Origin of the sequence: Xanthomonas euroxanthea (genome assembly GCF_903989455.1) — a bacterium.
GTDB classification, from domain to species: Bacteria; Pseudomonadota; Gammaproteobacteria; order Xanthomonadales; family Xanthomonadaceae; genus Xanthomonas; species Xanthomonas euroxanthea.
Genome location: NZ_LR861803.1, coordinates 422,337 through 447,566 on the forward strand (window position 1 = coordinate 422,337; position 25,230 = coordinate 447,566).

Annotated in this window: 23 protein-coding genes; 15 read left to right on the plus strand and 8 right to left on the minus strand. The window is 67.3% G+C overall.

The annotated features are described in order from the left end of the window. Window positions 1-55 precede the first annotated feature (55 nt). The 5 genes from H7A86_RS01790 (at window position 56) to H7A86_RS01810 (ending at window position 5,824) form a co-directional block, all read left to right on the plus strand. Window positions 56-1,300: an HD-GYP domain-containing protein gene (locus tag H7A86_RS01790; RefSeq protein ID WP_119130636.1), complete on the plus strand. Its 1,245-nt coding sequence runs from the start codon at window positions 56-58 to the stop codon at window positions 1,298-1,300. Between the two features lie 586 nt (window positions 1,301-1,886). After that, the gene (locus H7A86_RS01795) at window positions 1,887-2,363 is read left to right on the plus strand and encodes a MarR family winged helix-turn-helix transcriptional regulator (RefSeq protein WP_104583863.1); all 477 of its coding nucleotides are present in this window, start codon (window positions 1,887-1,889) and stop codon (window positions 2,361-2,363) included. Between the two features lie 121 nt (window positions 2,364-2,484). Next, the gene (locus tag H7A86_RS01800; protein ID WP_425509734.1) at window positions 2,485-3,513 is read left to right on the plus strand and encodes a SphA family protein; all 1,029 of its coding nucleotides are present in this window, start codon (window positions 2,485-2,487) and stop codon (window positions 3,511-3,513) included. 33 nt (window positions 3,514-3,546) lie between these two features. Next, the gene (locus tag H7A86_RS01805; protein WP_104650574.1) at window positions 3,547-4,314 is read left to right on the plus strand and encodes a coniferyl-alcohol dehydrogenase; all 768 of its coding nucleotides are present in this window, start codon (window positions 3,547-3,549) and stop codon (window positions 4,312-4,314) included. Window positions 4,315-4,342: 28 nt separating this feature from the next. Next, entirely contained in the window at window positions 4,343-5,824 is a 1,482-nt protein-coding gene (locus tag H7A86_RS01810) for a benzaldehyde dehydrogenase (RefSeq protein ID WP_104650575.1), read from the plus strand. Window positions 5,825-6,420: 596 nt separating this feature from the next. Here H7A86_RS01810 and H7A86_RS01815 read toward each other — a convergent pair. Then, window positions 6,421-7,317: a helix-turn-helix domain-containing protein gene (locus H7A86_RS01815; RefSeq protein WP_119130282.1), complete on the minus strand. Its 897-nt coding sequence runs from the start codon at window positions 7,315-7,317 to the stop codon at window positions 6,421-6,423. A gap of 98 nt (window positions 7,318-7,415) precedes the next feature. On the opposite strand from H7A86_RS01815, the gene pobA reads away from it, so the two are divergent. After that, a complete protein-coding gene (pobA, locus tag H7A86_RS01820) occupies window positions 7,416-8,600 on the plus strand; it encodes a 4-hydroxybenzoate 3-monooxygenase (RefSeq protein ID WP_119130284.1) in 1,185 nt (394 codons plus the stop codon). Window positions 8,601-8,857: 257 nt separating this feature from the next. Next, on the plus strand, window positions 8,858-9,370 hold the full coding sequence (locus tag H7A86_RS01825) for a nuclear transport factor 2 family protein (RefSeq protein ID WP_104583857.1): 513 nt from the start codon (window positions 8,858-8,860) through the stop codon (window positions 9,368-9,370). Window positions 9,371-9,505: 135 nt separating this feature from the next. Here the strand turns inward: H7A86_RS01825 and glpK are convergent, their stop codons facing one another. From glpK to H7A86_RS01860, 7 genes are all read right to left on the minus strand, one after another. Then, window positions 9,506-11,005, minus strand: a complete 1,500-nt coding sequence (gene glpK, locus H7A86_RS01830) for a glycerol kinase GlpK (RefSeq protein ID WP_104583856.1) — start codon at window positions 11,003-11,005, stop codon at window positions 9,506-9,508. 133 nt (window positions 11,006-11,138) lie between these two features. Beyond that, the gene (locus H7A86_RS01835; protein WP_104650579.1) at window positions 11,139-11,960 is read right to left on the minus strand and encodes an MIP/aquaporin family protein; all 822 of its coding nucleotides are present in this window, start codon (window positions 11,958-11,960) and stop codon (window positions 11,139-11,141) included. A gap of 179 nt (window positions 11,961-12,139) precedes the next feature. After that, window positions 12,140-13,654 carry a glycerol-3-phosphate dehydrogenase gene (gene glpD, locus H7A86_RS01840; protein ID WP_119130286.1) on the minus strand — a complete coding sequence of 505 codons (1,515 nt, stop codon included), beginning with the start codon at window positions 13,652-13,654 and terminating at the stop codon, window positions 12,140-12,142. Window positions 13,655-13,877: 223 nt separating this feature from the next. Continuing rightward, window positions 13,878-14,705 carry a DeoR/GlpR family DNA-binding transcription regulator gene (locus H7A86_RS01845; protein ID WP_104650580.1) on the minus strand — a complete coding sequence of 276 codons (828 nt, stop codon included), beginning with the start codon at window positions 14,703-14,705 and terminating at the stop codon, window positions 13,878-13,880. Between the two features lie 55 nt (window positions 14,706-14,760). After that, a complete protein-coding gene (locus H7A86_RS01850) occupies window positions 14,761-15,744 on the minus strand; it encodes a PDR/VanB family oxidoreductase (protein WP_119130288.1) in 984 nt (327 codons plus the stop codon). Then, window positions 15,737-16,540 carry a GntR family transcriptional regulator gene (locus tag H7A86_RS01855; protein ID WP_104650581.1) on the minus strand — a complete coding sequence of 268 codons (804 nt, stop codon included), beginning with the start codon at window positions 16,538-16,540 and terminating at the stop codon, window positions 15,737-15,739. The genes H7A86_RS01850 and H7A86_RS01855 overlap by 8 nt, the downstream gene beginning before the upstream one ends. A gap of 22 nt (window positions 16,541-16,562) precedes the next feature. Then, complete coding sequence (locus tag H7A86_RS01860) at window positions 16,563-17,639, minus strand: aromatic ring-hydroxylating dioxygenase subunit alpha (RefSeq protein ID WP_104583851.1); 1,077 nt, start codon at window positions 17,637-17,639, stop codon at window positions 16,563-16,565. Between the two features lie 256 nt (window positions 17,640-17,895). Between H7A86_RS01860 and H7A86_RS01865 the strand changes: the two genes are divergently transcribed. The 8 genes from H7A86_RS01865 to pcaC all read left to right on the plus strand — a co-directional run bounded on the left by H7A86_RS01865 (window position 17,896) and on the right by pcaC (window position 25,197). Beyond that, window positions 17,896-18,759 (plus strand): CoA transferase subunit A, encoded by an 864-nt coding sequence (locus tag H7A86_RS01865; RefSeq protein WP_119130637.1) that lies wholly within the window; start codon window positions 17,896-17,898, stop codon window positions 18,757-18,759. Beyond that, on the plus strand, window positions 18,756-19,544 hold the full coding sequence (locus tag H7A86_RS01870; RefSeq protein WP_119130290.1) for a CoA-transferase subunit beta: 789 nt from the start codon (window positions 18,756-18,758) through the stop codon (window positions 19,542-19,544). Before H7A86_RS01865 ends, H7A86_RS01870 begins: the two co-directional genes overlap by 4 nt. Further along, on the plus strand, window positions 19,541-20,749 hold the full coding sequence (gene pcaF / locus H7A86_RS01875) for a 3-oxoadipyl-CoA thiolase (protein ID WP_119130292.1): 1,209 nt from the start codon (window positions 19,541-19,543) through the stop codon (window positions 20,747-20,749). The genes H7A86_RS01870 and pcaF overlap by 4 nt, the downstream gene beginning before the upstream one ends. Window positions 20,750-20,829: 80 nt before the next feature. Continuing rightward, window positions 20,830-21,558, plus strand: coding sequence for a protocatechuate 3,4-dioxygenase subunit beta (gene pcaH, locus H7A86_RS01880; protein WP_119130294.1), 729 nt, complete (start codon window positions 20,830-20,832; stop codon window positions 21,556-21,558). 4 nt (window positions 21,559-21,562) lie between these two features. Then, window positions 21,563-22,126, plus strand: a complete 564-nt coding sequence (pcaG, locus tag H7A86_RS01885; RefSeq protein WP_119130296.1) for a protocatechuate 3,4-dioxygenase subunit alpha — start codon at window positions 21,563-21,565, stop codon at window positions 22,124-22,126. Window positions 22,127-22,468: 342 nt separating this feature from the next. Next, a complete protein-coding gene (locus tag H7A86_RS01890; protein WP_119130298.1) occupies window positions 22,469-23,821 on the plus strand; it encodes a 3-carboxy-cis,cis-muconate cycloisomerase in 1,353 nt (450 codons plus the stop codon). A 10-nt stretch (window positions 23,822-23,831) separates the two neighbouring features. Then, window positions 23,832-24,632 carry a 3-oxoadipate enol-lactonase gene (gene pcaD / locus H7A86_RS01895; RefSeq protein ID WP_119130300.1) on the plus strand — a complete coding sequence of 267 codons (801 nt, stop codon included), beginning with the start codon at window positions 23,832-23,834 and terminating at the stop codon, window positions 24,630-24,632. 160 nt (window positions 24,633-24,792) lie between these two features. Then, on the plus strand, window positions 24,793-25,197 hold the full coding sequence (pcaC, locus tag H7A86_RS01900; protein WP_104583844.1) for a 4-carboxymuconolactone decarboxylase: 405 nt from the start codon (window positions 24,793-24,795) through the stop codon (window positions 25,195-25,197). Window positions 25,198-25,230: the final 33 nt, after the last annotated feature.

The following is a 25,230-nucleotide window of genomic DNA, read 5'->3' on the forward strand; positions in this document are numbered from 1 at the left end:
ACCCTCCATCGTTGTGGCGGGCTCTTCCGCGGACCATTTGCAGATCAGCGCCGGCATGCTCAGAACCATCGACTCCGATCAACTCCGCCCCGGCATGTATGTCTACAAGCTGCTGGGCGCGTGGGTGCACCATCCGTTCTGGAAGACCTCGTTCCTGGTCGATTCGGATGACGTGGAGAAGATCCATGGCAGCCGGATCGAGCAACTGGTAATCGATACCGCGCGTGGCCTGGATCTGGAAACGGCGGCGCCGGACGCAACCAGTCCGGAGCCCGAGCCGGCGGCACCATCACCATCACCATCACCGACGCCCGAACCGCCCACCGCCACGCGCACCGCGCGCACCAACAGCGTCACCGCGCAGGTCGGCATCGAGTCCGAAGTGGTGCGCGCACGCAAGATCTTCGAAGACGGGCGCGACACGGTCGAGGCGATGTTCCGCGATGTGCGGCTTGGACGTACCGTCGACACCGAGGCGGCGATGCCGCTGGTGGAAGCCATCAACGAGTCGGTCCTGCGGCATCCGCAGGCCCTGATCAGCGTAGCGAGGCTCAAGACCGCCGACGACTACACCTATCTGCATTCGATGGCGGTGGCCGGCCTGATGAGCGGGCTGGCGCGCCAGCTCGGCTTGCCCGAAGGGCAGGTCGTCGAGGCGGCCATGGGCGGCCTGCTGCACGACATGGGCAAGGCGGTGACGCCGCTGGACATCCTCAACAAGCCGGGCAAGCTCACCGACGACGAAATGGAGGTCATGCGCCAGCATCCGCTGGATGGCCATCGCCTGCTGGTGGCCGGCGGCGTGCAGAACGCGGTGGTGCTGGAGATCGCGCTGCACCATCACGAGAAAATGGACGGCAGCGGCTACCCGAATCGGCTGGTGGGCGAGAACATCGCGCTGATGTCGCGGATGGGTGCGGTGTGCGATGTGTACGACGCCATCAGCTCCGACCGCCCCTACAAGCGCGGCTGGGATCCGGCCGAATCGCTCAAGCGCATGGCGTCGTGGCAGGGGCATTTCGACCCGGTGGTGTTCCAGGCCTTCGTGCGCCGGCTGGGGATTTATCCGGTCGGCTCGCTGGTGCGGCTGGAGTCGCAGAAACTGGCGGTGGTGATCGAGCAGACCGCCGATGCGCTGCTCAAGCCCAAGGTCCGCGTGTTCTATTCGGCCAAGTTGCGCAGCCATGTGCTGGTGCAGGACATCGATCTGTCGCGGCCGGATTGCCAGGACCGCATCGCACAGATGGAAAGCCCCACCGACTGGGGCTTCCGCGACCTCGAGAAGCTATGGTTGCCGTAATCGGTAATTCGTAACCCGTAGGCCACCAGTTAGCAGTTGGCCTAGCTGGCACGCAGATGCATCGAGCGAGCGCCACGCCAGTTGAGGAATCCCGCTGGGTGATTGGGCTGGATGCGCAAGCGTCGCGTGGTGACAACCGCTGCGTTGTCCTCGTGCTTGCCGCCACCGCTGCCAGGCCCGGTGGACCGCACGCACCCGTGCCCGGCGCGCCGGCCGCAAGCCGGTTGCCGCACCACCACCAGGCGCATTGGTCAGCCTGGCGAGCGCGACCATGCTGCGCTGCAGCTTGGCAATGTAGTTATGATCCATAACTATTACGGAACGCAATCACTTGCCGACCTGGAACCCATGTCTCAGCCGTGCCTGGATGACCGTCGCTTCCCACACCTGCCTGCCGCCGCAGACGGCCGCCCTGTGCTGGCGCTGGACTGGCACCTGCATGCTGTGGCTCGCCTGCACGACGTGGCCAAGCCCCCCTCGGCATGCCTGAGCGCGTCTACAATGCAGCTCACGCCGCGGACCGGCGTTGCGGGCGGTGTGCGTTGCGCGCACCGGTCCGCCCGTCGTCTTCGCTGCGAGAACCGTCATGTCCGTCACTGCCAATGCCGCCCTGCCGCCGGATGCCGTCACCACGGTGGATCAGGCGCGCCTGCTGCGGCTGCTGGGCTACCGCATCACCCGCACCGAGTTGCTGGTGCGGCGGATGTTTCAGGACTGCGTGGCAGCGTTCGATCTCAAGCCGGTGGACTTCTCGCTGCTGATGCTGGTGGATGGCAACCCGGGCATCAACCAACGCCAGATCGGCGATGTGCTGCACGTGTCGGCGCCCAACCTGGCGATCGTGGTGGCACGCCTGGTCAAGCGCCGCCTGCTGCGGCAGGTGCGGGGACGCCAGGACCGACGCATGCAGCACCTGTCGCTGACCACCGCCGGTGTGACCCTGCTGAGCGCCGCCGAGGCCGAAGTGCTGCGGATGGAACAGCAACTCAGCGTGGTGCTTGGCAGCAGCGAGGCGCCGTTGCTGCGCGCGCTCGACCGGCTGGACCGTCTGGACACCGCCTGATCCGCAGCTGCCGTGCAGGCGCACGGCCCGCTTTCCACCTGGCCTTTGCACGCGCCGTCGCCGGCGTGTCGATCGCGCCTGCCTGACCGTTGTTCCGCCGCAGTGTCCGCTGTCCCTCCCCGTGCTGGAGATGTTTGCAGTGAACTATCGATCGGTCCTGTCTGGGTTGTCTTCCCGCGCGTCGGGGCTGCGCCGCGCAGCGCTTGCCATGGTGGCGCTGCTTGCTGCCGGCACCGCCGGGGCGCAGAACCTGCCGCAGAGTACGACGCTGACCAACGGCATCAATACCGGCGGTACCAGCTACCTGGACGGCTTCACCCGCACCACGCCCGGCTGGGCGGTGATCACCTATCTGCGTCAGAGCTCACTGGATGCGATCAAGGATTCCCGCGGCAACGACGTGCCGGTGTTCGATCGCCCGCGCATCGATTCGACCCTGCTGCTGACCCAGGTCGCCTATGTCACGCCGTACAAGCTCTTTGGCGGCGCGGTTGGCATCAACACGCTGCTTCCGCTGATCAACCTGGATGCCTCGTTCGGGCGCAACAGCATTGCCAGCTTGCGCGACAACGGCGCCGGTGTGGGTGACCTGACCTTTGGCCCCTATCTGCAGATGCTGCCGGTGATCCGCAATGGCAGGCCGGTGTTTTCGCAGCGTTTCGAAATCAATGCGATCGCGCCGACCGGCAAGTTCGACCGCGACCGCGACCTCAATCAGGGTGCCGGCTACTGGTCGCTGGTGCCGCAATACGCGTTCACCGTGTTCCCGACGCCCAACTGGGAAGTCAGCGCACGCATCAACTACATCTACAACTTCCGCAGCGAGCGGCGTCCGAACCTGCCGCCGGGTTTTGCGTTCCGCAACGGCCAGGCCGGCGATGCGGGCTGGATCAACTTCGCCACGTCCTGGGAAGTGGTGCCCGACCTCCGCCTTGGCGTGAATGCCTATTACCTCACCCAGTTCCGCGACAACCGCACCAACGGGCAGCGCGTGGCCGACACCCGCCAACGCGTGTTCTATGCCGGCCCCGGCGGTGTATGGCGGATGGATGCCAACAACATGCTGTTTGCCAATGTGTATCTGCCGGTGGAGGTCAAGAACGCTGCCTCCGGCAACAACGTCAACCTGCAGTACGTCCATGTGTTCTAGCGCCGGTACGGCCGGCCTCTTCGGAGAGTGGCAATGAATTTGCAGAACAAGACGATCGTGGTCACCGGCGTGGCATCGGGCATTGGTGCCGAAGTGGCACGCCTGGCCCGTTTCCATGGTGCCAGGGTGATCGGCGTCGATCGCACGCCGGTGCAGATGTCGCTGCACGGGTTCCACCAGGCCGATCTTGGCGATCCGGCGTCCATCGATGCGCTGGTGCAGGCCTTGCCGGAGCGCATCGACGCGCTGGCCAACGTGGCCGGCGTGCCTGGCACCGCACCGCTGGAGGTCGTGGCGCGGGTCAATTACCTGGGTCTGCGCCATTTGAGCCAGGCGCTGCTGCCGCGCATGACGGCTGGCGGTTCCATCATCAACGTGGCTTCCATCCTGGGCGCCGAATGGCCGCAACGCCTGGAACTGCACAAGCAACTGGCCGCCACCGACAGCTTTACGTCCGGCACTGCGTGGTTGCAGGCGCATCCGGTGAGCCACGACACCTGCTACCAGTACTTCAAGGAAGCGCTGATCGTATGGACCCTGCTGCAGTCGCGGCCCTGGTTCGCCGAGCATGGCGTGCGCGTCAACAACGTCGCGCCCGGACCGGTGTTTACCCCGATTCTCGGCGATTTCGTCACCATGCTCGGCGAGGAGCGCGTCAAGGAAGACGCCAAGCGCATGACGCGTCCGGCGTACGCCGACGAGGTGGCCGAGGCCATCGTGTTTCTCGCCTCCGATGCTGCGCGCTGGATCAACGGCATCACCTTGCCGGTCGATGGCGGGCTGGCGTCCACCACCCTGTAACACCACCCCCTCAGCAGGAGGCTAGACCATGAACGCTCTCCCCAACACCGCGATTGCCGCGTCGTCCGTCCCGGCGTGGCATGGCTGTATCTTCAATGGCGACTGGGTGCCCGGCAACGGCGGCACCGCGCAGATCATCGAACCGGCCACCGGCAAGCTGCTGCACGAAGTCGGCAAGGCCGATCTGGCCGATGTCGCCGCTGCCGTGGCGCTGGCGAAAAAAGCGCAACGTGCCTGGGCAGCCACGACGCCGCGTGAGCGCGCTGCCGTGTTTCACCGTGCCGCGCAGCTGATGGAAGCGCGCAGTGCGGAAGCGGCGCTGCTGATCGCGCGCGAAACCGGCGGCATCCTGCCCAAGGCCCAGCGCGAAGTGAACGAGTCGGTGGTGTTCTATCAGCAGGCGGCGGCGCTGCCGCTGCAGGCCGTCGGCCAGGTGCTGCCCACCGGCGCCGGCCAGCTCAGCCTGGCCCGGCATCTGCCGCTGGGCGTGATCGCGGTGATTTCCCCGTTCAATTTCCCGTTGATCCTGTCGCTGCGGTCGGTGGCTCCGGCGCTGGCGATGGGCAATGCGGTGGTGCTCAAGCCTGACCCGCGCACACCGTACACCGGTGGCGTGGTCATCGCGCAGGTGTTGGAGGAAGCGGGCCTGCCGAAGGGCTTGTTGCACGTGCTGCACGGCGATGCCGCCATCGGCCAGGCGCTGGTCGAATCGCCGGATGTCCCGATGATTGCCTTTACCGGCTCCACCGCTGCCGGGCGACGCATCGGCGAGATCGCGGGCCGGCACCTGAAGAAGGTGTCGCTGGAGCTGGGCGGCAACAACGCGGTGATCGTGCTCGACGACGCCGATCTGGACAGGGCGGCCTCTGCCGTGGCGTTCGGCGCCTACATGCATCAAGGGCAGATCTGCATGGCCACCGGCCGCGTGCTGGTCCAGCGTGGCATTGCCGATGCGTTGACCCAGCGGCTGGCTGAAAAGGCCAGGCATCTGCCGGTTGGCGATCCGGTCAGTGGCACCGTGGCACTGGGCCCGATCATCGACCAGCGCCAGCTGCAGCGTGTGATCGATATCGTGGACGACAGCGTCGCCGCCGGCGCGGTGGTGGAAGCCGGTGCCAGCAACGAAGGCCTGTTCTATGCGCCGACGGTGCTGTCCAACGTGCGCCCGGGCATGCGTGCATTCGACGAGGAAGTCTTCGGGCCGGTGATCAACATCACCGTGTTCGACACCGACGAAGAAGCCGCGGAACTGGCCAACCATGGCGAGTACGGCCTGGCCGCCGGCATCCTGTCGGCATCGGTGTCGCGCGCGATGAACCTGGGCGACAAGCTCCATACCGGCCTGTTGCACATCAACGATCAGACCGTGTCCGACGAAGTCATCAACCCCTTCGGCGGTACCGGTGCCTCGGGCAACGGCACCAGTGTCGGCGGGCCGGCCGACTGGGAGCAGTACACCCACTGGCAGTGGCTGACGATCAAGAACGAAGTGCCGCAATACCCGTTCTGACCGGCGCGGGCGACCGACTGCGCCAAGGGCCAAGCAGCACACTCGCGGCGTCGAGGGCGCGGTGCCCTCACCGCTTGCGGGACACGCCGTGAACCCGTCCTTGGGGGCTCGGTGGCGGCATCCATGCCGCCACACGGTCCCGCAACCGGCGAGGACACCGCCCCAGACAGTTGGCCGGCACTCATCTGAAAAGCTGTCTCTCGTGCGGTGTGCACCAGACATGGAGCCGATGCTCCATGGTCGAACAAGGCGCATCCAGCACGGCTCTTAGCCTTGCACACCGACCATCTCGCCTGGGTCCTTGCCCGCTCACCGTCGCGGGACCCTGAGCGGCATGGATGCCGCGCCGGAGCCTACAAGGACGTACTTGCGGCGTGTCCCGCGATGGCGGGCGGGCAAGGGCCCTGCAGCAAACTGACAGCATCGAGTGCGCGCTGCCCTCACCGCTTGCGGGACACGCCGTGAATCCTTCCCTGGAGGCTCGGTGGCGGCATCCATGCCGCCACACGGTCCGGCAATCAGCGAGGACACCGCACCGGACAGTCCGCTGGTTACTTTGTTGAAAACCCTGCAACCAGCCCACGGATCGGTCGCTCTTAATCGCCAGCGCGAAAGCGCGTCGGCGAACAGCCGGCGTGACGTACGAAATAGCGGCTGAAGTACGCAGCGTCGAAAAATCCAAGGTCCGCGGCGATCTGCTGCACGCTCAGGCTGGTGTAGCGCAGGCTGCGGCGGGCTTCGAGCATGATGCGGCGCTGCAGTAATTGCAGTGCCGAGGCGCCGGCCAGTCGCTGGCACAACGCATTGAGATGGCCCGGCGTCAGGCCCAATTGCTCGGCATAGCGGGAGATCGGCCAATGCGCACGGTAGTGCTGGTCGATCAAGGCCTGATAGCCGCGGAGATGGCGTAGTGCCGGGTCGGCATAAGGACTCACCGCAGCGGCATCCTGCGCGTGTTCCAGCGCCGTGCGGGCGGTCCAGATCAACAACTGCGCTGCGGCGGCGTGCAATGCGGCCTCATGGCCGACGCGTCGGCAGGCATGGTCGTCGGCAATGCTGGCGAACAGCACGTCGAGCAGCCCGCGTGCGCGCTGTGCGTGCAGGACCTGCGGGATGGTCAGGGCAGCCTGCAACAGCGGTGCAGCACTCAAGGCGCCGCGCACCAGCGGCATGCACAAGGTGATGATGTGGCCGCGCACCCGCGGATCGAACCCGAAGCCATGCACGCACAGTGGCGGCAGCCAGATCACGCGCGCACCACGCACGTGCTGGCTGCGGCCATCCAGCTGCAGCGTTGCCGGCCCGCGTTGCACGTACAGCAACTGTGCCAGGTCCTCGTGCCGGTGCGGAGCGATGTGCCAGTTATGTAGCCGGCTGCGTGCGGCAATCGACTCCCAATGCAACAACTCGGGTGTGTCGGCGTGCTGCTCGCCGTACAGGCCGAAGGCGGGCACCGCGGTGGCTGCAGCAATGGCGTGCGCGCGTCTGGGCATCGTCGAAAAGTCCAAGCACTGCGCGCAATCATCCCTTCACTGCACGCGCTTGGCTACCCACACTGGCCTGCATCCGTCAGCTGGGGCAGGAGCATTGCATGCGCACCCAAATCGCGATCATCGGCGCCGGCCCGTCCGGCCTGTTGCTGGGCGAGCTGTTGCTGCGGGCCGGCATCGACACCGTGGTGATCGAGCGGCAGACGCCGGACCACGTGCTGGGGCGGATTCGTGCCGGCGTGCTGGAACAGGGCAGTGTGGCGCTGTTGCAGCGGGCAGGGGTTGGCGAACGCGTGCAGCGCGAGGGCCTGCCGCATCACGGCTTCGAACTGTCGCTGGATGGCCGCCGGGAGCGCATCGACCTGCTGCGCGGTTGCGGACGTAGCGTCACCGTCTACGGCCAGACCGAGGTCACTGCCGATCTGATGCAGGCACGTGCACGCAGCGCTGCGCCGACGTACTACAGCGCGCAGGACGTGACGCTGTGCGGGGTGGAAAGCGACGCACCCGCGGTGGAGTTCACCCATGAGGGCCGGCGCCAGCGCGTCGACTGCGACTACATCGTCGGCTGCGACGGCTTCCATGGCATCAGCCGCGCCAGCATTCCGCCCGAGCGACTGCGCCTGTTCGAGCGGGTGTATCCGTTCGGGTGGCTTGGCGTGCTTGCCGACACCCCGCCGGTCCACGACGAGTTGATCTACGCGCAGCACCCGCGCGGCTTCGCGTTGTGTTCGATGCGCTCGCCGACGCGTTCGCGCTACTACGTACAGGTACCGGCCGATGCGCGGGTAGAGGCATGGAGCGACCAGGCGTTTTGGGATGCATTGCGTGCGCGGTTGCCCGAGACGCTGGCTGCGCAATTGATCACCGGGCCATCGATCGAAAAGAGCATTGCGCCGTTGCGTAGCTTCGTCGCCGAGCCGATGCAGTACGGGCGCCTGTTCCTGGCCGGCGATGCGGCACATATCGTGCCGCCCACCGGTGCCAAGGGCTTGAATCTGGCGCTGGCCGATGTCGGCCTGCTTGCGCAATTGTTCGAGCGCTGGAACGCGCGTGGCGACGCCGAGGTGCTGCAACGGTACTCGGCGCTGGCGCTGCAACGCGTCTGGAAGGCCGAACGGTTTTCATGGTGGATGACCACCTTGCTGCATACCTTCGCCGACCAGGACGCGTTCACCGCACGCATTCATGCCGCGGAACTGGAGTATCTGCTGGGCAGCGAGGCAGGGCGCGCGACGGTGGCTGAAAACTATGCCGGCCTGCCACTGGTGGAACTGCCGGAGTAAGTGTGGCCATGACCGATGCCGGAGATCCCTCGTGTGCGCCTGAGAATTCGGCTGCAGTGGTTACCTATGGATTACCACCAATGCCGGAAGTGCCCTGGTGCACTCCAGGGCGGCTAGCGGGCGAGCAGACGCGGCCGTTAGGCTGGTGGCGACGCGTAGAAACCCTGTCTGCCAAGGCGCGTCATTCCCCCAATCAGCGGCGCACCGTGCTGGCGTTCCAGCCAGCGTAGCGCCCGTCTCCACATAAGGAGTCTTCCATGAATAAGCTGTTCTCCCGCGCCTTGCTACTGGTCATGCTGGTAGCGCCGGTGGCTGCGTTCGCGCAGACCGCGGTGACCGAAAATCCCAACCACCAGAAGATGCTGCTCGGCTCCACCTGGCCGGAGACTGTCAACAAGCGGCTGGTTTACGACTTCTGGCGCATCGTGTTCGAGGCCGGGCAGGTGCAGGAAGCGCCGAAATACATGGACAAGAACTACATCCAGCACAACCCGAACGTGGCGAACGGCCGCGATGCCTTCATCGCGTTCCTGACCGCGTTCGTGCCGCCGACACCGGTGCAGGAACGCGTGCAGCTGCCGCTGGTAGCCATCACCGCCGACCGTGACCTGGTCACGCTGGTGTCGGTGCGCACGCTGCCGGATCCGCGCGATCCGAGCAAGACCTACACCACCACCTGGTTCGACATGTTCCGCATCGAAAAGGGCCTGATCAAGGAGCACTGGGATCCGGACACCATTGCCGGCCGCGCCAATACCGGCGGGCAGTAATCGCTGCTGCGTTGCAGGGCTGCAGCGTGCAGCTCTGCAACGCGTGATCCGTGCAGGGAGTAACAACCATGCACGTGGTTCACGAAAACGACAACGCCCGCCTGATGGCGGGCGTCGTCGTCTTGATGACAGCGGTCAGCTGATACGGAAGCCCATCGTCGCTTCCACCGCCTGCTGCCAGCCGGCATACAGTTGTTCGCGCTTGTCCTCGGCCATGGTCGGCTCGAAGCGGCGATCCACCGCCCACTGCTTGGCGATCTCTTCGCGGCTGCTCCAGAACCCGGTTGCCAAGCCGGCCAGATAGGCCGCGCCGAGCGCAGTGGTTTCGGCCACTTCCGGGCGCAGCACCGGCACGTTGAGCATGTCGCTCTGGAACTGCGCCATGAAATCGTTGGCGATTGCGCCGCCGTCGGCGCGCAGTTCCTTCAGTTCGATGCCCGAATCGGCCTGCATCGCGGTCAACACGTCGCGGGTCTGGTACGCCATCGATTCCACCGCCGCGCGCACGAAATGTTCCTTGGTGGTGCCGCGGGTCAGCCCGAACACCGCGCCGCGGATATCACTGCGCCAGTACGGCGCGCCCAGGCCGACGAAGGCCGGCACCAGATAGACCCCGTCGTTGTCGCCGGCGCGTTCGGCATAGGCCTGCGAGTCGCTGGCCTTGCCGAGCATGCGCAGGCCGTCGCGCAGCCATTGCACCACCGATCCTGCGACGAAGATCGAGCCTTCCAGCGCATATTCGACCTTGCCGTCGATGCCCCAGGCAATCGTGGTCAACAGACCGGCCTTGGACGCGACCGCCTTGTCGCCGGTATTCATCAGCGCAAAGCAACCGGTGCCGTAGGTGTTCTTGGCCATGCCCGGTTCGAAGCAGGCCTGGCCGAACAACGCCGCCTGCTGGTCGCCGGCGATGCCCGCGATCGGCACCTGCTCGCCATAGAAATACTGGGTCTGGGTCATGCCGTAGATTTCGCTGGACGAGCGCACCTCCGGCAGCATCTCCTTCGGCACGTCGAGCATGGCCAGCAGCTCGGCATCCCATTCCAGCGTGTGGATGTTGTACATCAAGGTGCGCGAGGCATTGGTGTAGTCGGTGACGTGCACCTTGCCGCCGGTGAGATTCCAGATCAGCCAGCTGTCGATGGTGCCGAAGGCCAGTTCGCCGTTGCGCGCGCGTTCGCGGGCGCCGTCGACGTGATCCAGGATCCATTTGACCTTGGTGCCGGAAAAATACGCATCGATCAGCAGGCCGGTCTTGTCGCGCACCATCTGCTCGTGCCCGGCCTCCTTGAGTTGCGTACAGATGTCCTTGGTCTGCCGCGATTGCCAGACGATGGCGTTGTAGATCGGCTGGCCGGTGGCCTTGTCCCACACCACCGCGGTCTCGCGCTGGTTGGTGATGCCGATGCCGGCGATCGAGCGCGCATCGATCTGCGCATTGTTGAGCAGCTCGGTGATCGTGGTGTAGACGCTGGTCATGATCTCGCGCGGGTTGTGTTCCACCCAGCCCGGCTGCGGAAAGATCTGGCCGAACTCGCGCTGCGCCACGCCGGCCACCTTGCCGTTGCGATCGAACAGCATCGCGCGCGAGCTGGTGGTGCCTTGATCGATCGCAAGGACGTATTGCTTTTCCATCGGAGATTCCTCGAACAATGCCGGCGTTGGCGCACGGCGAGAAAGTGGGCAATGCACGCCGCTGTTCGAGAGGCCAAGGAAACCGGGGCCTGCTCCACAGCGGCGCGGTGCTGTCAGTCGTGCAGCAACGCGGTCAGCGCGGATCGAGCGGCGCTTTGCCGCCTTGCAGGTGGCGCACGCGTGCCGGCAGGAACGGCAGGATCAGCCACTGGTAGGCAAGCGCGCCAATCGGGCCGCCGATCAACGGGCCGACGATGGGGATCCACCAGTAGTTGTCCTTGGCCGGCAAGGCGGCTTCGCCCCAACCGGCAAGATAGGCGAACAGGCGCGGGCCGAAGTCGCGCGCCGGATTCATCGCCCAGGCTTCCAGATAGCCCATCGATGCGCCCAGCGTGGCCACCAGCAGGCCGATCATCAGCGCGCCGGAATTGGCGGTCGGCGCAGCTTCGTTGAACTGCTCGGTGATGGCGAAGATGCCGAAGATCAGGAACGCGGTGATGATGATCTGGTCGACCAGCGCATGCATCGGCGTGACCGCAAGGCCGGGGGCGGTGAAGAACACCCCGGCGGCGCCACCGGCTTCGCGGGTGAGCTGCTGCACCTGGTTGTAGTGGTCGATCACCGGGCCATACAACTGGTAGACGATGGCTGCGCCCAGGAACGCACCGATCACCTGCGCGCCCCAGTACGGAAGCACCTTCTTCCAGGAGAAACCTCGGAACAGTGCCAGCGCCAGCGTCACTGCCGGATTGGCATGCGTGCCGGACACCGAGCCGGTGACATAGATCGCCAGCGTCACCGCCAGGCCCCAGGCGATGCAGACGCCCCAATAGGCGTTCTGGTACGGGCTGGGGTCGTAGAGGACGTACATGGCCGCGACCGAATCGCCGAGCGCGATGATGATGAACATCGCCACCGCTTCGGAAATCAACTCACCCACCAGTTGGCGGCTCATGCGCGCGACCCCGTGCCGATGGCGATGACGCAGGCAGGGTGGTGCGATGCGCGCATCGGCGCGCAGGGGTGCTGGGTAATGCTCATCTGGGGGTGCCCTCCACGTGACTCAGGATGATGCCGGCGAATGCGCCAGGATACGTTGCCGAACGACCCGTCCTCGCCGGCAACGCAGTTCGATCAGGCCGGCACGACGTCGGCTTGCCGGACCGATTGCGTCTGCAGGTACGCTTCCAGGCGCGCGCGCCCGGCCGCGTCGATGCGCAGACCGAGTTTGCTGCGGCGCCACAGGATGTCGTCGGCGGTCACGGCCCACTCGTGGGCGCACAGGTAGTCCACCTCGGCCTGGTACAAATCGGCACCGAAGTGCGTGCCCAATGCCGCGATATCCTGCGCATCGCCCAGCAGTTGCTCCGCGCAGGTGCCGTAGTTGCGCACCAGCCGCTGCGCGGTGGGTGCCGGCAGCCACGGGCGTGCCGTGCGCACGCGTTCGAGCAGGCTGGCGATATCGCGCTGTTCGCCGCCGGGCAATGCATCGCCGCGCGCGGTCCACGCCGGCTTGCGTGCACCCAGCGCCTGGGTCAGGCGGTCGACCGCTTCTTCGGCCAGCTTGCGATAGGTGGTCAGCTTGCCGCCAAAGACGTTGAGCAATGGTGCGCCGTCGGTGAGCACTTCCAGCTGGTAATCGCGGGTGACTTCGGCGGCGTTGTCTTCGGCATCGTCGAGCAGCGGGCGCACGCCGCTATAGCTCCACACCACATCGGCAGGGCTGATCTGCTGCTGGAAATACAGGTTCACCGCCTCGCACAGGTACTGCACCTCGGCCGCATCGATGCTGGGTGCGGCGGGGTCGGCCTGATAATCCACATCGGTGGTGCCGATCAGGGTGAAGTCGTGCTCGTACGGAATGGCGAACACGATGCGCCGATCCGGTTGCTGGAAGATGTACGCATGGTCGTGGTCGAACAATTTTGGCACCACGATATGGCTGCCCTTGACCAGGCGCAGTGCGTGCTTGTGCGGCACTGCGGCGACCTTGTCCAGGAACGACACCGCCCACGGCCCGGCCGCATTGGCGAGCGCGCGCGCCTGCACGGTGCGGCGGCGGCCGTCGCGGTCTTCCAGTTCGGCGTACCAGAAGCCCGCATCGCGCCAGGCACCCACACAGCGCGTGCGCGTGCGGATCTGGGCACCGCGCTTGGCGGCGTCCATCGCATTGAGCACCACCAGCCGCGCGTCCTGCACCCAGGCATCGGAATAGACAAAGCCGGTGCGCAGCGATTCCTGCAGCGGCTGGCCGACCGGGTGCGTGCGCAGCGACAGCCGGCGCGAGCGCGGCAGGCTGCGCTTGCTGCCGCCGAGATGGTCGTACAGGAACAGGCCGGCGCGAATCATCCAGGCCGGGCGCAGATGCGGTTGATGCGGCAGCAGGAAGCGCAGCGGCCAGATGATGTGCGGGGCCAGCCGCAGCAGCACTTCGCGCTCGGCCAGCGCCTTGCCGACCAGCGCGAACTCGTACTGCTCCAGGTAACGCAGGCCGCCGTGAATGAGCTTGGTGCTGGCGCTGCTGGTATGCGCGGCCAGGTCGTCCTGCTCGCACAGGCACACCGACAGGCCACGCCCGGCCGCATCGCGGGCGATGCCGACCCCGTTGATGCCGCCGCCTATCACCAGAAGATCGTATGTCTCGCCCATTGGTGTCTCCGTCCGGGCGCGCAGGAGCGAACCCAAGTTGTCATGTTCGAACATATTCGAACATCAAACCTTTTTGGAACGTGAAGAGCTGCGACGCCCGGGCTGCGGGCGACGTTCTAATGTTTGAGCCTATCGGGAACTCAAATTCGATCGCCAGGGTGGATCGATCGGGCGATTCAATCGGGGTGTGCATTGCGCAAACGCACACAAACGAACAAACGGCTCAGCCGGCGTTGCCGGGTGCGGCCAGATGCACGCGGGTGCCGGCCTCGGCCAGCACGGCGGCCAGCTCCTGCGGCGGCGGCCGGTCGGTGAACCAGTCGTGCACCTGGGCGATTGCGCCCAGTCGCACCATGGCGTTGCGGCCGAACTTGCTGTGGTCGGCGGCCAGCAACACCTGCCGCGAGTGTTCGATGATGGCCTGGGCCACGCGTACTTCCTGGTAGTCGAAGTCCAGCAAGGTGCCATCCAGGTCGATGCCGGAAATGCCGATCACCCCGAAGTCCACCTTGAATTGCCGGATCAGCTCCACCGTCGCCTCGCCGGTCACGCCCTGGTCGCGCCCGCGCACCACGCCGCCGGCCACGATCACCTCGAAGCTGGGATTGGCGCTGAGCATCACCGCCACGTTGAGGTTGTTGGTGATCACGCGCAGGCCGCGGTGCTGCAGCAAGGCGCGCGCGACCTCTTCGTTGGTGGTGCCCAGGTTGATGAACAGCGAGGCATCGTCGGGGATGAAGCGGGCGACCTGTGCGGCGATGTGCTGCTTCTCGCGCGCCTGCAGCGCCTTGCGCGCGGTGTAGGCCAGGTTTTCCACGCTCGAGGGCATGCTGACGCCACCGTGGTAGCGGCGCAGCACGCCGGCATCGCACAGCAGGGTCAGGTCGCGCCGGATGGTCTGCGGCGTCACCTCAAAGCGCGTCGCCAGCCCTTCCACCTCGGCAAAGCCCTGCTGCCGCACCAATGCCACCAATTGTTCCTGGCGCGGGTTGAGTGCCGGCGCCGGGACCGTCCTGTAGTGAGTCGACTCCATGCGCAGATGATCGCGCATGCGCGTGAGGATGCAAACACGCGCCGCGTGAGCGCCGGCGTGTCGATGGCCGCGCTCAGCCCAGCTCGCCCCGGTAGCCGGTATCGATGGTGATGCTGCCGCCCACCGCGCGCGAGACGCAGGCGCACAGCTTGCGGTTCTCGCGGCGCTGTTCGTCGCTGAAGAACACGTCGCGGTGATCGATATCGGCCGCGCTGTCCAGCACCTCGACCGCGCACAGCCCGCATTCGCCACGCCGGCATTCGGCGATCAGCTCCACCCCGGCGTCGGCCAGCGCATCCAGCATCGATTCGTTCTCGGCCACCGGCACTTCCAGCCCGAGCCCGGGCAGCTTGACCACGAAAGCCTGCGCCGGCACCCGCCCGCTGTTGCCGAAGGTTTCGAAATGCAGCCGCGCGCGCGAACGCCCGGCCGCGTGCCAGTGCTGGCGCACCGCTTCGAGCATGCCGAGCGGGCCGCACACGTACACCTCGGCAGTGGGCGACAGCCGCGCCAGCTCGGCAGCAAGCTCCGGCCGGCCGGCATCGTCGTCGCAGTGCAGTTGCAGGCGCTCGCCGAGCAGCGCTTCCAGTTCGTCGACATAGGCCATTGCACGGCGCGTACGTCCGACATAGAGCAGGCGGAACGCGCGGTGGCGGCGCGCCAGCCGCTGCGCCATGCCGATGATCGGGGTGATGCCGATCCCGCCGGCGATCAGCAGGATCTCCTCGCCGCCTTCATCCAGCGCGAAGTTGTTGCTGGGCGGGGAGATCTCCACCACATCGCCGGGCTGCAGCGTCCACATGTGCCGCGAGCCGCCACGGCTGTCGGGCATCTGCCGTACCGCGATCTGGTAGTAGCCGTCGGCACGCGGCTCGCCCACCAGCGAGTACGAGCGCACGTCGGCGCGGCCATGCAGCTGCAGGCGAAAATCCAGATGGCTGCCGACCTCGAAGCCGCGTGCCGCGGTGCCCGGGTCGAGCACGATCTCGCGCACGCCCTCGCAGGCATCGGCGATGCTGACGACATGGGCGCGGTGCCACTGGGTGTCTTTACGCATGGGGAACTCCAGGCAGAAGGGCGGGCTGGCTGCTGCCAGCGGTGGCGGGATGGGCGCGGCCGATCAATGCACCACCGCGCACCCGGGTGATCGCCGCCGGGGTCTGCAGCACGTGACGCAGATTGCGATGGGCCAGCCGTGCGTGTTCGCGCATCAGCGCTTCCGCACGCGCGCCCTGGCGGTCCTCGATGGCGGCGATGATTTCGCGGTGCTGGTCCTGCGCCAGGGTCAGGATCAGCCGCGCCTCGGTGCTGGTTGTCTGCGCCATGACCAGGCTGTTGGGCGAGGCGAACGGCAGCTGCAGCACGCGGGTGAGTTCGCGGCCCAGCACATCGCTGCCGGCCATGGCCACCAGCAGCGCGTGGAACTGCGCATTGGCCTGCACGTACGCGCTGAAGTCGATGGCCTGCAGCGGCGGGCCGACGATGCCGTCGAGCGTGTCCAGCAACTGGCGTGCCTGGGCCAGTGCCGCGGCCGATGCACCGCGTTCGGCCGCGATGCGCGCGGCCAGGCCTTCGAGCGTGCCGCGCAGCTCGATTGCATCGTGCACGTCGCGTTCGCTGAAGGCCTGCACCGCATAGCCGCCGCCCGGCAGTGCGCTGGCCAGGCCTTCCTCGCACAGCCGCTGCAATGCCGCGCGTACCGGGGTGCGCGACATGCCCAGCCGCTGCACCACCGCCAGCTCGGACAGGCGCGTTCCGGCGGGCAGGGTGCCGTCGAGGATCAGTTCGCGTAGCGACAGCAGCGCACGCGTGGTCTGCGCGGCACTGCTGCGAAACGGCGTGGTGGGCGACATACGGAGCTCCCGGCGCGCTGCCTCAGCCCACCATGCGCAGCGACAGTTCCTGCGCGCGCTGTTCCTGGGCGATCAGCCGGTCGATCACGCGGCGTGCCCACATCCCGCCGGCATCGACGTTGAGGTTGTAGAAGGTGTGATCCGGATGCGCGTCGATGGCGCGTTGCTGCGCCTCCAGCACCGCCTCGTCCTCGCCGAACACGCCGGTGACGCCTGCACGGGTGAGCGTGGTCAGGGATTGATCGTGCAGCGCGTAGTTGCGCATGAACGCCCAGAAGTAGTGGCAGGTGGTGTCGGTTTCGGGCGTGATGGTATTGAGCACGTAGCCGTTGACGCCCTGGCTGCGGTCGCCCTCCGGCGCGCCGGTGCCGGCGATGGCCACGCCGACATCGATGGCGATGGTGCCGGGCGCTTCGAAGCGGATGATCTGCCAGCGGTCGACCTTGCCGCGGTAATCCAGATGGCGCGCGATCTGGCTGGCCCAGAACGGTGGCGCGTCGATATTGCGCATCCAGCGCGACACCACCACCGAGCGGTCGCCATGCATCACCTCGAACGGCGCTTCGGCGATCTCGTCCTGGCCGATGCTGGAGCCATGCACGAAGGTCTCGTGGGTCAGGTCCATCAGGTTGTCCAGCACCAGCCGGTAGTCGCACTTGGCGTAGATGGTGCGGCCATCGCCGGCCCAGGCGGGGTCGTGCGCCCAGTGCAGGTCGGGAATCAGGCGGGTGTCGGCCTGCGCCGGGTCGCCCGGCCAGATCCACACATAGCGATGCTTCTCGGCCACCGGAAAACTGCGCACGCATGCGGAGGGATTGATGGTCTCCTGCGAGGGCATGTGCACGCAGCGGCCCTGGCTGTTGTAGACCAGCCCGTGATACCCGCACACCACATCGTCGCCGCGCAGCTTGCCCATCGACAGCGGCACCAGGCGATGCCAGCACGCATCTTCGAGCGCGATCACCGCCCCGGCGGTGCTGCGGTAGACCACCACATCCAGGTTGCAGACCTTGCGCGGGGTCAGCGCGTGCTTGATCTCGTGGTCCCAGGCGACGGCGTACCACGCGTTGAGGGGAAACAGCTGCTTGGACTGGGACATGACCGTGACTCCTGGGGTTTGTATACAACCTGGGGTGCGGATCGGCAGTGGTGCGCCGGCTGGCAACCAGTTGACGCCCATGCCAGCGCCGGCGTCTGCTTGCAAGCGAAGTTATGTATACACCGGAGACAATGTTGGAGTGTCAGTCGCCCAACGAAATTGTGCGATTATCGAATTGATGCACCGATAATCGCATTGACCGGGCCGTGCAGCTGCGCCTAACGTGACCACACGCTCGCTGCGCAGGACCCAGGCAATGGCCCAGATCGTCCCCCTTTCAGAAGCAGTGTCCCAGCTGATCGCCGATGGCGACTGCGTGGCGATGGAAGGCTTCACCCACCTGATCCCGCATGCGGCCGGCCACGAGGTGATCCGCCAGCGCAAGCGCGACCTGCACCTGGTGCGCATGACCCCGGACCTGATCTACGACCAGTTGATCGGCGCCGGCTGCGCATCGGCATTGCGGTTTTCCTGGGGCGGCAATCCCGGCGTCGGCTCGCTGCACCGGTTGCGCGATGCAGTTGAACACGGCTGGCCGCAGCCGCTGCAGATCCGCGAACACAGCCATGCCGACATGGCCAATGCCTACGTGGCCGGTGCCTCGGGCTTGCCGTTCGCGGTGCTGCGCGGGTACGTCGGCTCGGACCTGCCGCGCGTCAACGACAGCATCCGCTTCCTGCAATGCCCCTACACCGGCGAGACGCTAGCCACCACGCCGGCGGTCAAGCCCGATGTCACCGTGATCCATGCGCAGCAGGCCGACCGCCGCGGCAATGTGCTGCTGTGGGGCATCCTGGGCGTGCAGAAAGAGGCCGCGCTGGCCGCGCGCAAGGTGATCGTCACGGTGGAGGAGATCGTCGACACGCTGGAGGCGCCGCCCAACGCCTGCATCCTGCCGCGCTGGGTGGTCGATGCGGTCTGCCACGTGCCCGGGGGCGCCGCGCCCTCGTACGCGCATGGCTATTACGCCCGCGACAACCGCTTCTATCTGGCCTGGGATGCCATCGCGCGCGACCGCGCACGCTTCCAGGCCTGGATCCAGACGCACATTCTCGACACCGACGATTTCGCAGCGTTCCAGCGCGTGTACGCGCAATCGCTGCTGCAGGTGGCCGCATGAGCGACTACAGCACCAACGAGATGATGACCGTGGCGGCGGCGCGGCGCCTGCCCGATGGCGCGGTGTGCTTCGTCGGCATCGGCCTGCCATCCACGGCCGCCAACCTGGCGCGGCTGACGCATGCGCCGGATGTCACCCTGATCTACGAATCCGGCCCGATCGGCACGCGCCCGGACGTGCTGCCGTTGTCGATCGGCGACGGCGAGCTGGCCGACACCGCCGACACCGTGGTCTCCACGCCGGAGATCTTCCGTTACTGGCTGCAGGGCGGTCGGGTGGATGTCGGCTTCCTGGGGGCGGCGCAGATCGATCGCCACGCCAACCTCAATACCACCGTGATCGGCGACTACGCAGCGCCGAAGACGCGCTTGCCCGGTGCCGGTGGCGCACCGGAGATCGCGGCCAGCGCCAAGCAGGTGTTCATCATCATGCGCCAATCCACACGCAGCTTCGTGCCCGCGCTGGACTTCGTCACCACGGTCGGGCATCTGGACGGTGGCGATGCGCGGCAGCGTGCCGGCCTGCCCGGCGCCGGCCCCAGCGTGGTCGTCACCGACCTGTGCGTGATGGAGCCCGATCCTGTGACCCGCGAACTCACCGTCACCGCGCTGCATCCCGGCAGCACCCGCGAGCAGGTGCGCGCGGCCACCGGCTGGCCGATCCGCTTTGCCGACGCTCTGGCGCAGACCACGCCGCCCAGTGCCGCAGAATTGCAGGCACTGCGCGCGCTGCAGGCACGCACCGACGCGGCGCACGGCAAGCAGGCAGCCGGAGCCGAGGCATGAGCGCGGTCTATCTGATCGATGGCATCCGCACGCCGATCGGCCGCTACGGCGGCGCACTGGCCGGGGTGCGCGCCGACGACCTGGGCGCGGTCCCGATCGCCGCGTTGATGGCACGCAATCCGCAACTGGAGCCGGCGCTGATCGACGACGTGTATCTGGGCTGCGCCAACCAGGCGGGCGAAGACAATCGCAATGTCGCGCGTATGAGCCTGCTGCTGGCGGGCTTGCCCAGTTCGGTGCCGGGCAGCACGCTCAACCGCCTGTGCGGTTCCGGGCTGGACGCGGTCGGCACGGTGGCGCGCGGCATCCGTGCCGGCGAACTGGGGCTGGCGATCGCCGGCGGGGTCGAGTCGATGACCCGCGCGCCCTGGGTCATGGGCAAGGCCGAGAGCGCGTTCGCCCGCACCCAACAGCTGGAAGACACCACGATGGGCTGGCGGTTCGTCAATCCGCGTCTGCAGGGCGCCTATGGCGTGGAGCTGATGGGCGAAACCGCCGAAAACGTCGCCCAGCGCCACGCCATCGCGCGCGAAGACCAGGACGCGTTCGCGCTGCGTAGCCAGCAACGCGCCGCCGCCGCACAGGCAGCGGGATTTTTCGAGGGGGAGATCACCCCGGTGCCCGTGACCGCACGCAAAGGGGGCGAGGCGACCGCTGTCGATCGCGACGAGCATCCACGCCCGAACACCACCGCCGAGATGCTGGCCAAGCTCAAGCCGGTGTTCCGCCAGCCCGGCACGGTGACGGCCGGCAATGCGTCCGGTCTCAACGATGGCGCTGCCGCCATGTTGCTGGCATCCGAGCAGGCCGTGCGCGCGCATGGGCTGACCCCGCGCGCACGCGTGCTCGGCTTCGCCTCGGCGGGTGTGGAGCCGGCCTACATGGGGATCGGCCCGGTGCCGGCCACGCAGCGCCTGCTAGCACGCCTGGGCCTGGGCATTGCGCAGTTCGATGCGATCGAACTCAACGAAGCCTTCGCCGCGCAGGTGCTGGCCTGCACGCGCGCGTTCGGCCTGGCCGACGATGCCGCGCACGTCAACGCCAATGGCGGCGCCATCGCGCTGGGCCATCCCCTGGGCATGAGCGGCGCGCGGCTGGCACTGACCTTGTTGCGGCAACTGGAAGCGGTCGACGGGCGGCTCGGGCTGGCCAGCATGTGCATCGGGGTGGGGCAGGGCGTGGCGCTGGCAATCGAGCGCGTGTAGTGCGCCGATTGCAACCGCCGCTGCCGTGACCGCACACCCACGTCTTGATCCTGCCGCAGCGCCACCGATGGAGATCCCGCATGCGCGACCCCAGCTCTGACACACCGATCGATCCGCTGCTCGGCTATCGCCGGCCGCGGATCGGCACGCAGCCGGCCTACCTGCATCCGCCCTACGCATCCACCGCATTGCGCGGGCCCACGCGCGCGCCAATCGAGATCCCGGCCACGCTGTCGGAAGTCACCGGCCCGCCGTTGAATCGGCTCACCCTGGGCGCGCATGCGGCCGACCTCACTGCCGGCTTTGCGGGCGAGCCGCTGGGCGAGCGCATCATCGTGTCCGGCCGCGTGCTCGACGAAAACGGCAAGCCGGTGCGCAACAGCGTGGTCGAGGTGTGGCAATGCAATGCCGCTGGCCGCTATCAACATGCCGGCGATCGGCACGACGCACCGCTGGACCCCAACTTCCGCGGCACCGGCCAGGTGCTCACCGACGACCACGGCCATTACGCGTTCAAAACCATCAAGCCGGGCGCGTATCCGTGGCGCAATCACTACAACGCCTGGCGGCCGGCGCATATCCATTTTTCGCTGCATGGCGATGGCATCGGGCAGCGGCTGATCACCCAGATGTATTTCCCGGGCGACCCGCTGCTGGCGCACGACCCGATCTACAACTGCGTGGACGATGCGCTGGCGCGCGAACGCATGGTGTCCCGCTTCGACTGGGAAAACGCGGTGAGCGAATACGCGCTGGCCTACCGCTTCGACATCGTGTTGCGCGGTCGCAAGCAAACGGTCTGGGAGTGAATCGATGAGCCTGCACACCACCCCGTCGCAAACCGTCGGCCCGTATTACCGGCTCGGGCTGGAGCCGCTGTATCGCCAGCAGCTCGCGCCTGCGCAGGCCGCAGGCACGCACGTGCGGGTCAGCGGTTGCGTGTTCGATGGCGCCGGCAGCCCGGTGGCCGATGCGGTGCTGGAACTGTGGCAAGCCGATGCGGCCGGCATCTATGCGCATGCCGCCGACGCACGCTGCGAGGCGCACGATGCCGGCTTCGATGGCTGGGGCCGCGTGCCGACCGATGCGCAGGGGCGTTTTTCCTTCAGCACCATCAAGCCGGGCCGGGTCGCCGGCCCCGGCGGCGTGCCGCAGGCCGCGCATCTGACCGTGCTGGTGTTCATGCGCGGCCTGTTGCGTGGGGTGTCGACGCGGCTGTACTTCGCCGACGACCCGCAGCTGGGCAGCGATCCCATCCTGGCCCTGGTGCCGGCAGAACGTCGCGGTACGCTGCTGGCCCAGTCGCGTGGCGGCAGCGACTACGTGTGGGACATTCATATGCAGGGCGATGCGGAAACCGTGTTCTTCCACTATTGATCGCATCGTCGGCGCGCTGTTGGCTGCAGCGGTGTGTCCGCATGAGCACGACGCCTGCATCCGCGTGCAGACGCTGCGCGGTGATGCAGCGCGGCAAGCAACCACGTGGCAACGCGCGATGCCGTCGATGACCCGTCGCGATCGGCACGTGACCGGCGCGCGGCGCCGTGATCCGCAGGGTCAGTTGCATTGGCGAAACACGCAGGCCGCGCGCATGACCACGCCAGACGAACGCGTGTGCACGCCACGCACACCTGCGTTTGCACCACGCCCCACCGCGCACGCCAGTTGGCACTCCCGCGCATCGGTGCCATGCTGCCGGCACGCCACCAGAGGCCATGCATGACTGCGACGTCTTCCCTGCTGGGATCCCTGTTTGGCGAGCCTGCCTGCGACGCGTTGTTCGACGATGCGGCGCGCGTGCAGGCGATGCTGCATTTCGAATCCGCGCTCGCCCGCGCGCAGGCGCAATGCGACGTGATTCCCGCCGAGGCCGCGCAGGCGATTGCGGCCGCCTGCGACGTGCAGCATTACGATCTGGCCGCGCTGGCCCAGGCCACCGCACTTGCCGGCAACCCCGCCATTCCGCTGGTCAAGGCGCTGACCGCACGCGTGGCCGCCCACGATGCGCAGGCCGCGCGCTGGGTGCACTGGGGCGCCACCAGCCAGGACGTCATCGACACCGGCACCGTGCTGCAGCTGCGTGCCGCGCTCGGCCTGCTGCTGCCGCGCCTGCAAGGCCTGTGCGCCGAGCTGGCTGCGCTGGCCGAACGCGAACGCAACACCGGCCTGCCTGGTCGTACCTTATTGCAGCAGGCGGTGCCGGTCACCCTCGGGCTCAAGGTCGCCGGCTGGCTGGATGCGCTGCAGCGCGCGCACCACCGCCTGCAGGCCCTGCAGCACGATGGCCTGGTGCTGCAGTTCGGGGGCGCGGCCGGCACGCTGGCGTCGTTGCAGGAGCACGGTCTGGATGTCGCCCAGGCGCTGGCAACCACGCTGGCGCTGCCGTTGCCCGCGATGCCGTGGCATACCGCCCGCGATCGCCTGGTCGAGGTTGGCTGTGCGTTCGGCCTGCTGGCCGGCACCCTGGGCAAGATCGGTGGCGACGTGGTGCTGCTGATGCAGTCGGAAGTCGGCGAAGTGTTCGAGCCGGCCGCGGCCGGCAAGGGCGGCTCCTCGGCGATGCCGCACAAGCGCAACCCGGTCTCCAGCGTCGCCGCGGTTGCCGCCGCCACGCGCGTGCCCGGCCTGGTCGCGACCCTGTTCAGCGCGATGGCGCAGCCGCACGAACGCGCCGCCGGGCAATGGCATGCCGAATGGGAGACCTTGCCGCAGATCGTGTGCCTGACCGCCGGCAGCCTGGCGCAGATGCAGGCCTGCCTGGCCGACCTGCAACTGGATCGCGCCGCCATGCGCGCGCACCTGCACAGCCATGGCGGCGCGCTGTATGCCGAGGCGGCGGTGTTCGCGCTGGCACCAAGGCTCGGCAAGGCGAAGGCGCATGCGCTGGTCGAGCGCGCGGTGGCGCGTGCACAGGCGCAGCAGCGCCATCTGCGCGAGGTGCTCGGTGACGACGCGCAGGTGGGCGCGGTGCTCACGCAGGCGCAACTGCAGGCGGTGTTCGATGTGGACAGCTGGCGCGGCATGTCCTCGGTCTGGATCGATCGCGTGCTGGCCGGTTCCTCATCCCGCTGACGGTGCTCCGATGGCTTATCTCCAGTTGCCCACGCATCGCCTGCATTACCGTCTCGACGGCACCGAAGGCCGCCCCTGGCTGACCTTCTGCAATTCGCTGGGGACCGACCTGCACATGTGGGACGCGCAGATCGCCGCGTTTGCGCCGCATTACCGCATCCTGCGCTACGACCGCCGCGGCCATGGCGATTCGGACACGCCGCCCGGCCCGTATCGCGTTGCCGACCTGGGCCAGGACGTGCTGGCGCTATGGGATGCGTTGCAGATCGCGCAGAGCGACTTCTGCGGCCTGTCGATCGGCGGACTCACCGGCCAATGGCTGGGCCTGCATGCGCCGCAGCGCCTGCGCCGGCTGGTGGTGTGCGCCACCGCGCAGAAGATCGGCAGCAGCCAGAGCTGGAACGCGCGGATCGAACAGGTGCGCAGCGAAGGCCTGCCGGGGCTGGTCGATGCGACCTTGCAGCGCTGGTTCACGCCGCCATTTGCCACCCGCCATGCGCAGCGCCTGGACATGATCGTGGCCGCCTTCGTCTCGACCTCGCCGCAGGGCTATATCGCCTGCTGCCAGGCGGTGGCCGACGCCGACTTCCGCGGCGCGCTCGACACCCTGGAACTGCCACTGCTCGCACTGGCCGGCGACGACGACCCGGTCTGTCCGCCGGCCGATCTGCGCGAGATCGCCTATGCCGCCCCACGCGGCCACTACGCGCAGGTGCCCGGCCGGCATATCTGCAACCTGGAATCGCCGGCCGCCTTCAACGACAGCGTGCTGGGCTTTCTGCAGGCCGAGCTTGCATCTGTGCCCAGCTGACCCATGGCAACCGCACCGGGTCGGCAACGTCGACGGCCACCACTGACACGTCAGCATCTACCTGCAGCCGCTGCGGATCTGCAGCGACCATTCCCGAATCCCGAATCCCGAATCCCGAATCCCCATTCCCCATTCCCCATTCCCACGCAGGAGAACTCCGATGCACGAAGACGAGCGTTACCAGGCAGGTCTGCGCGAGCGCCGACGCGTCCTGGGCGATGCGCATGTCGAGCGCTCGCTGGCCGCACGCACCGCGTTCACCGACGAGTTCCAGGCGCTGATCACCCGCTATGCCTGGGGCACCATCTGGACCCGCGATGGCCTGCCCGCACACACCCGTTCGCTGCTGACCCTGGCGATGATGGTCGCGCTGGGCCACGACGAGGAATTCAAGCTGCACGTGCGCGCCGCGCGCAACAACGGCGTCACCCCCGAGCAGATCAAGGAAGTGTTGCTGCAGGCCGCGGTCTATTGCGGCGTGCCGGCCGCCAACCATGCCTTTGCGCTGGCCAAGCCCATCCTCGAGGAGCAGGCGGGCGACGCAGGGCCGGCAAGCGAAGGCTGACAACCACGGCGACGCGCGAGTGCAGTAGGCACG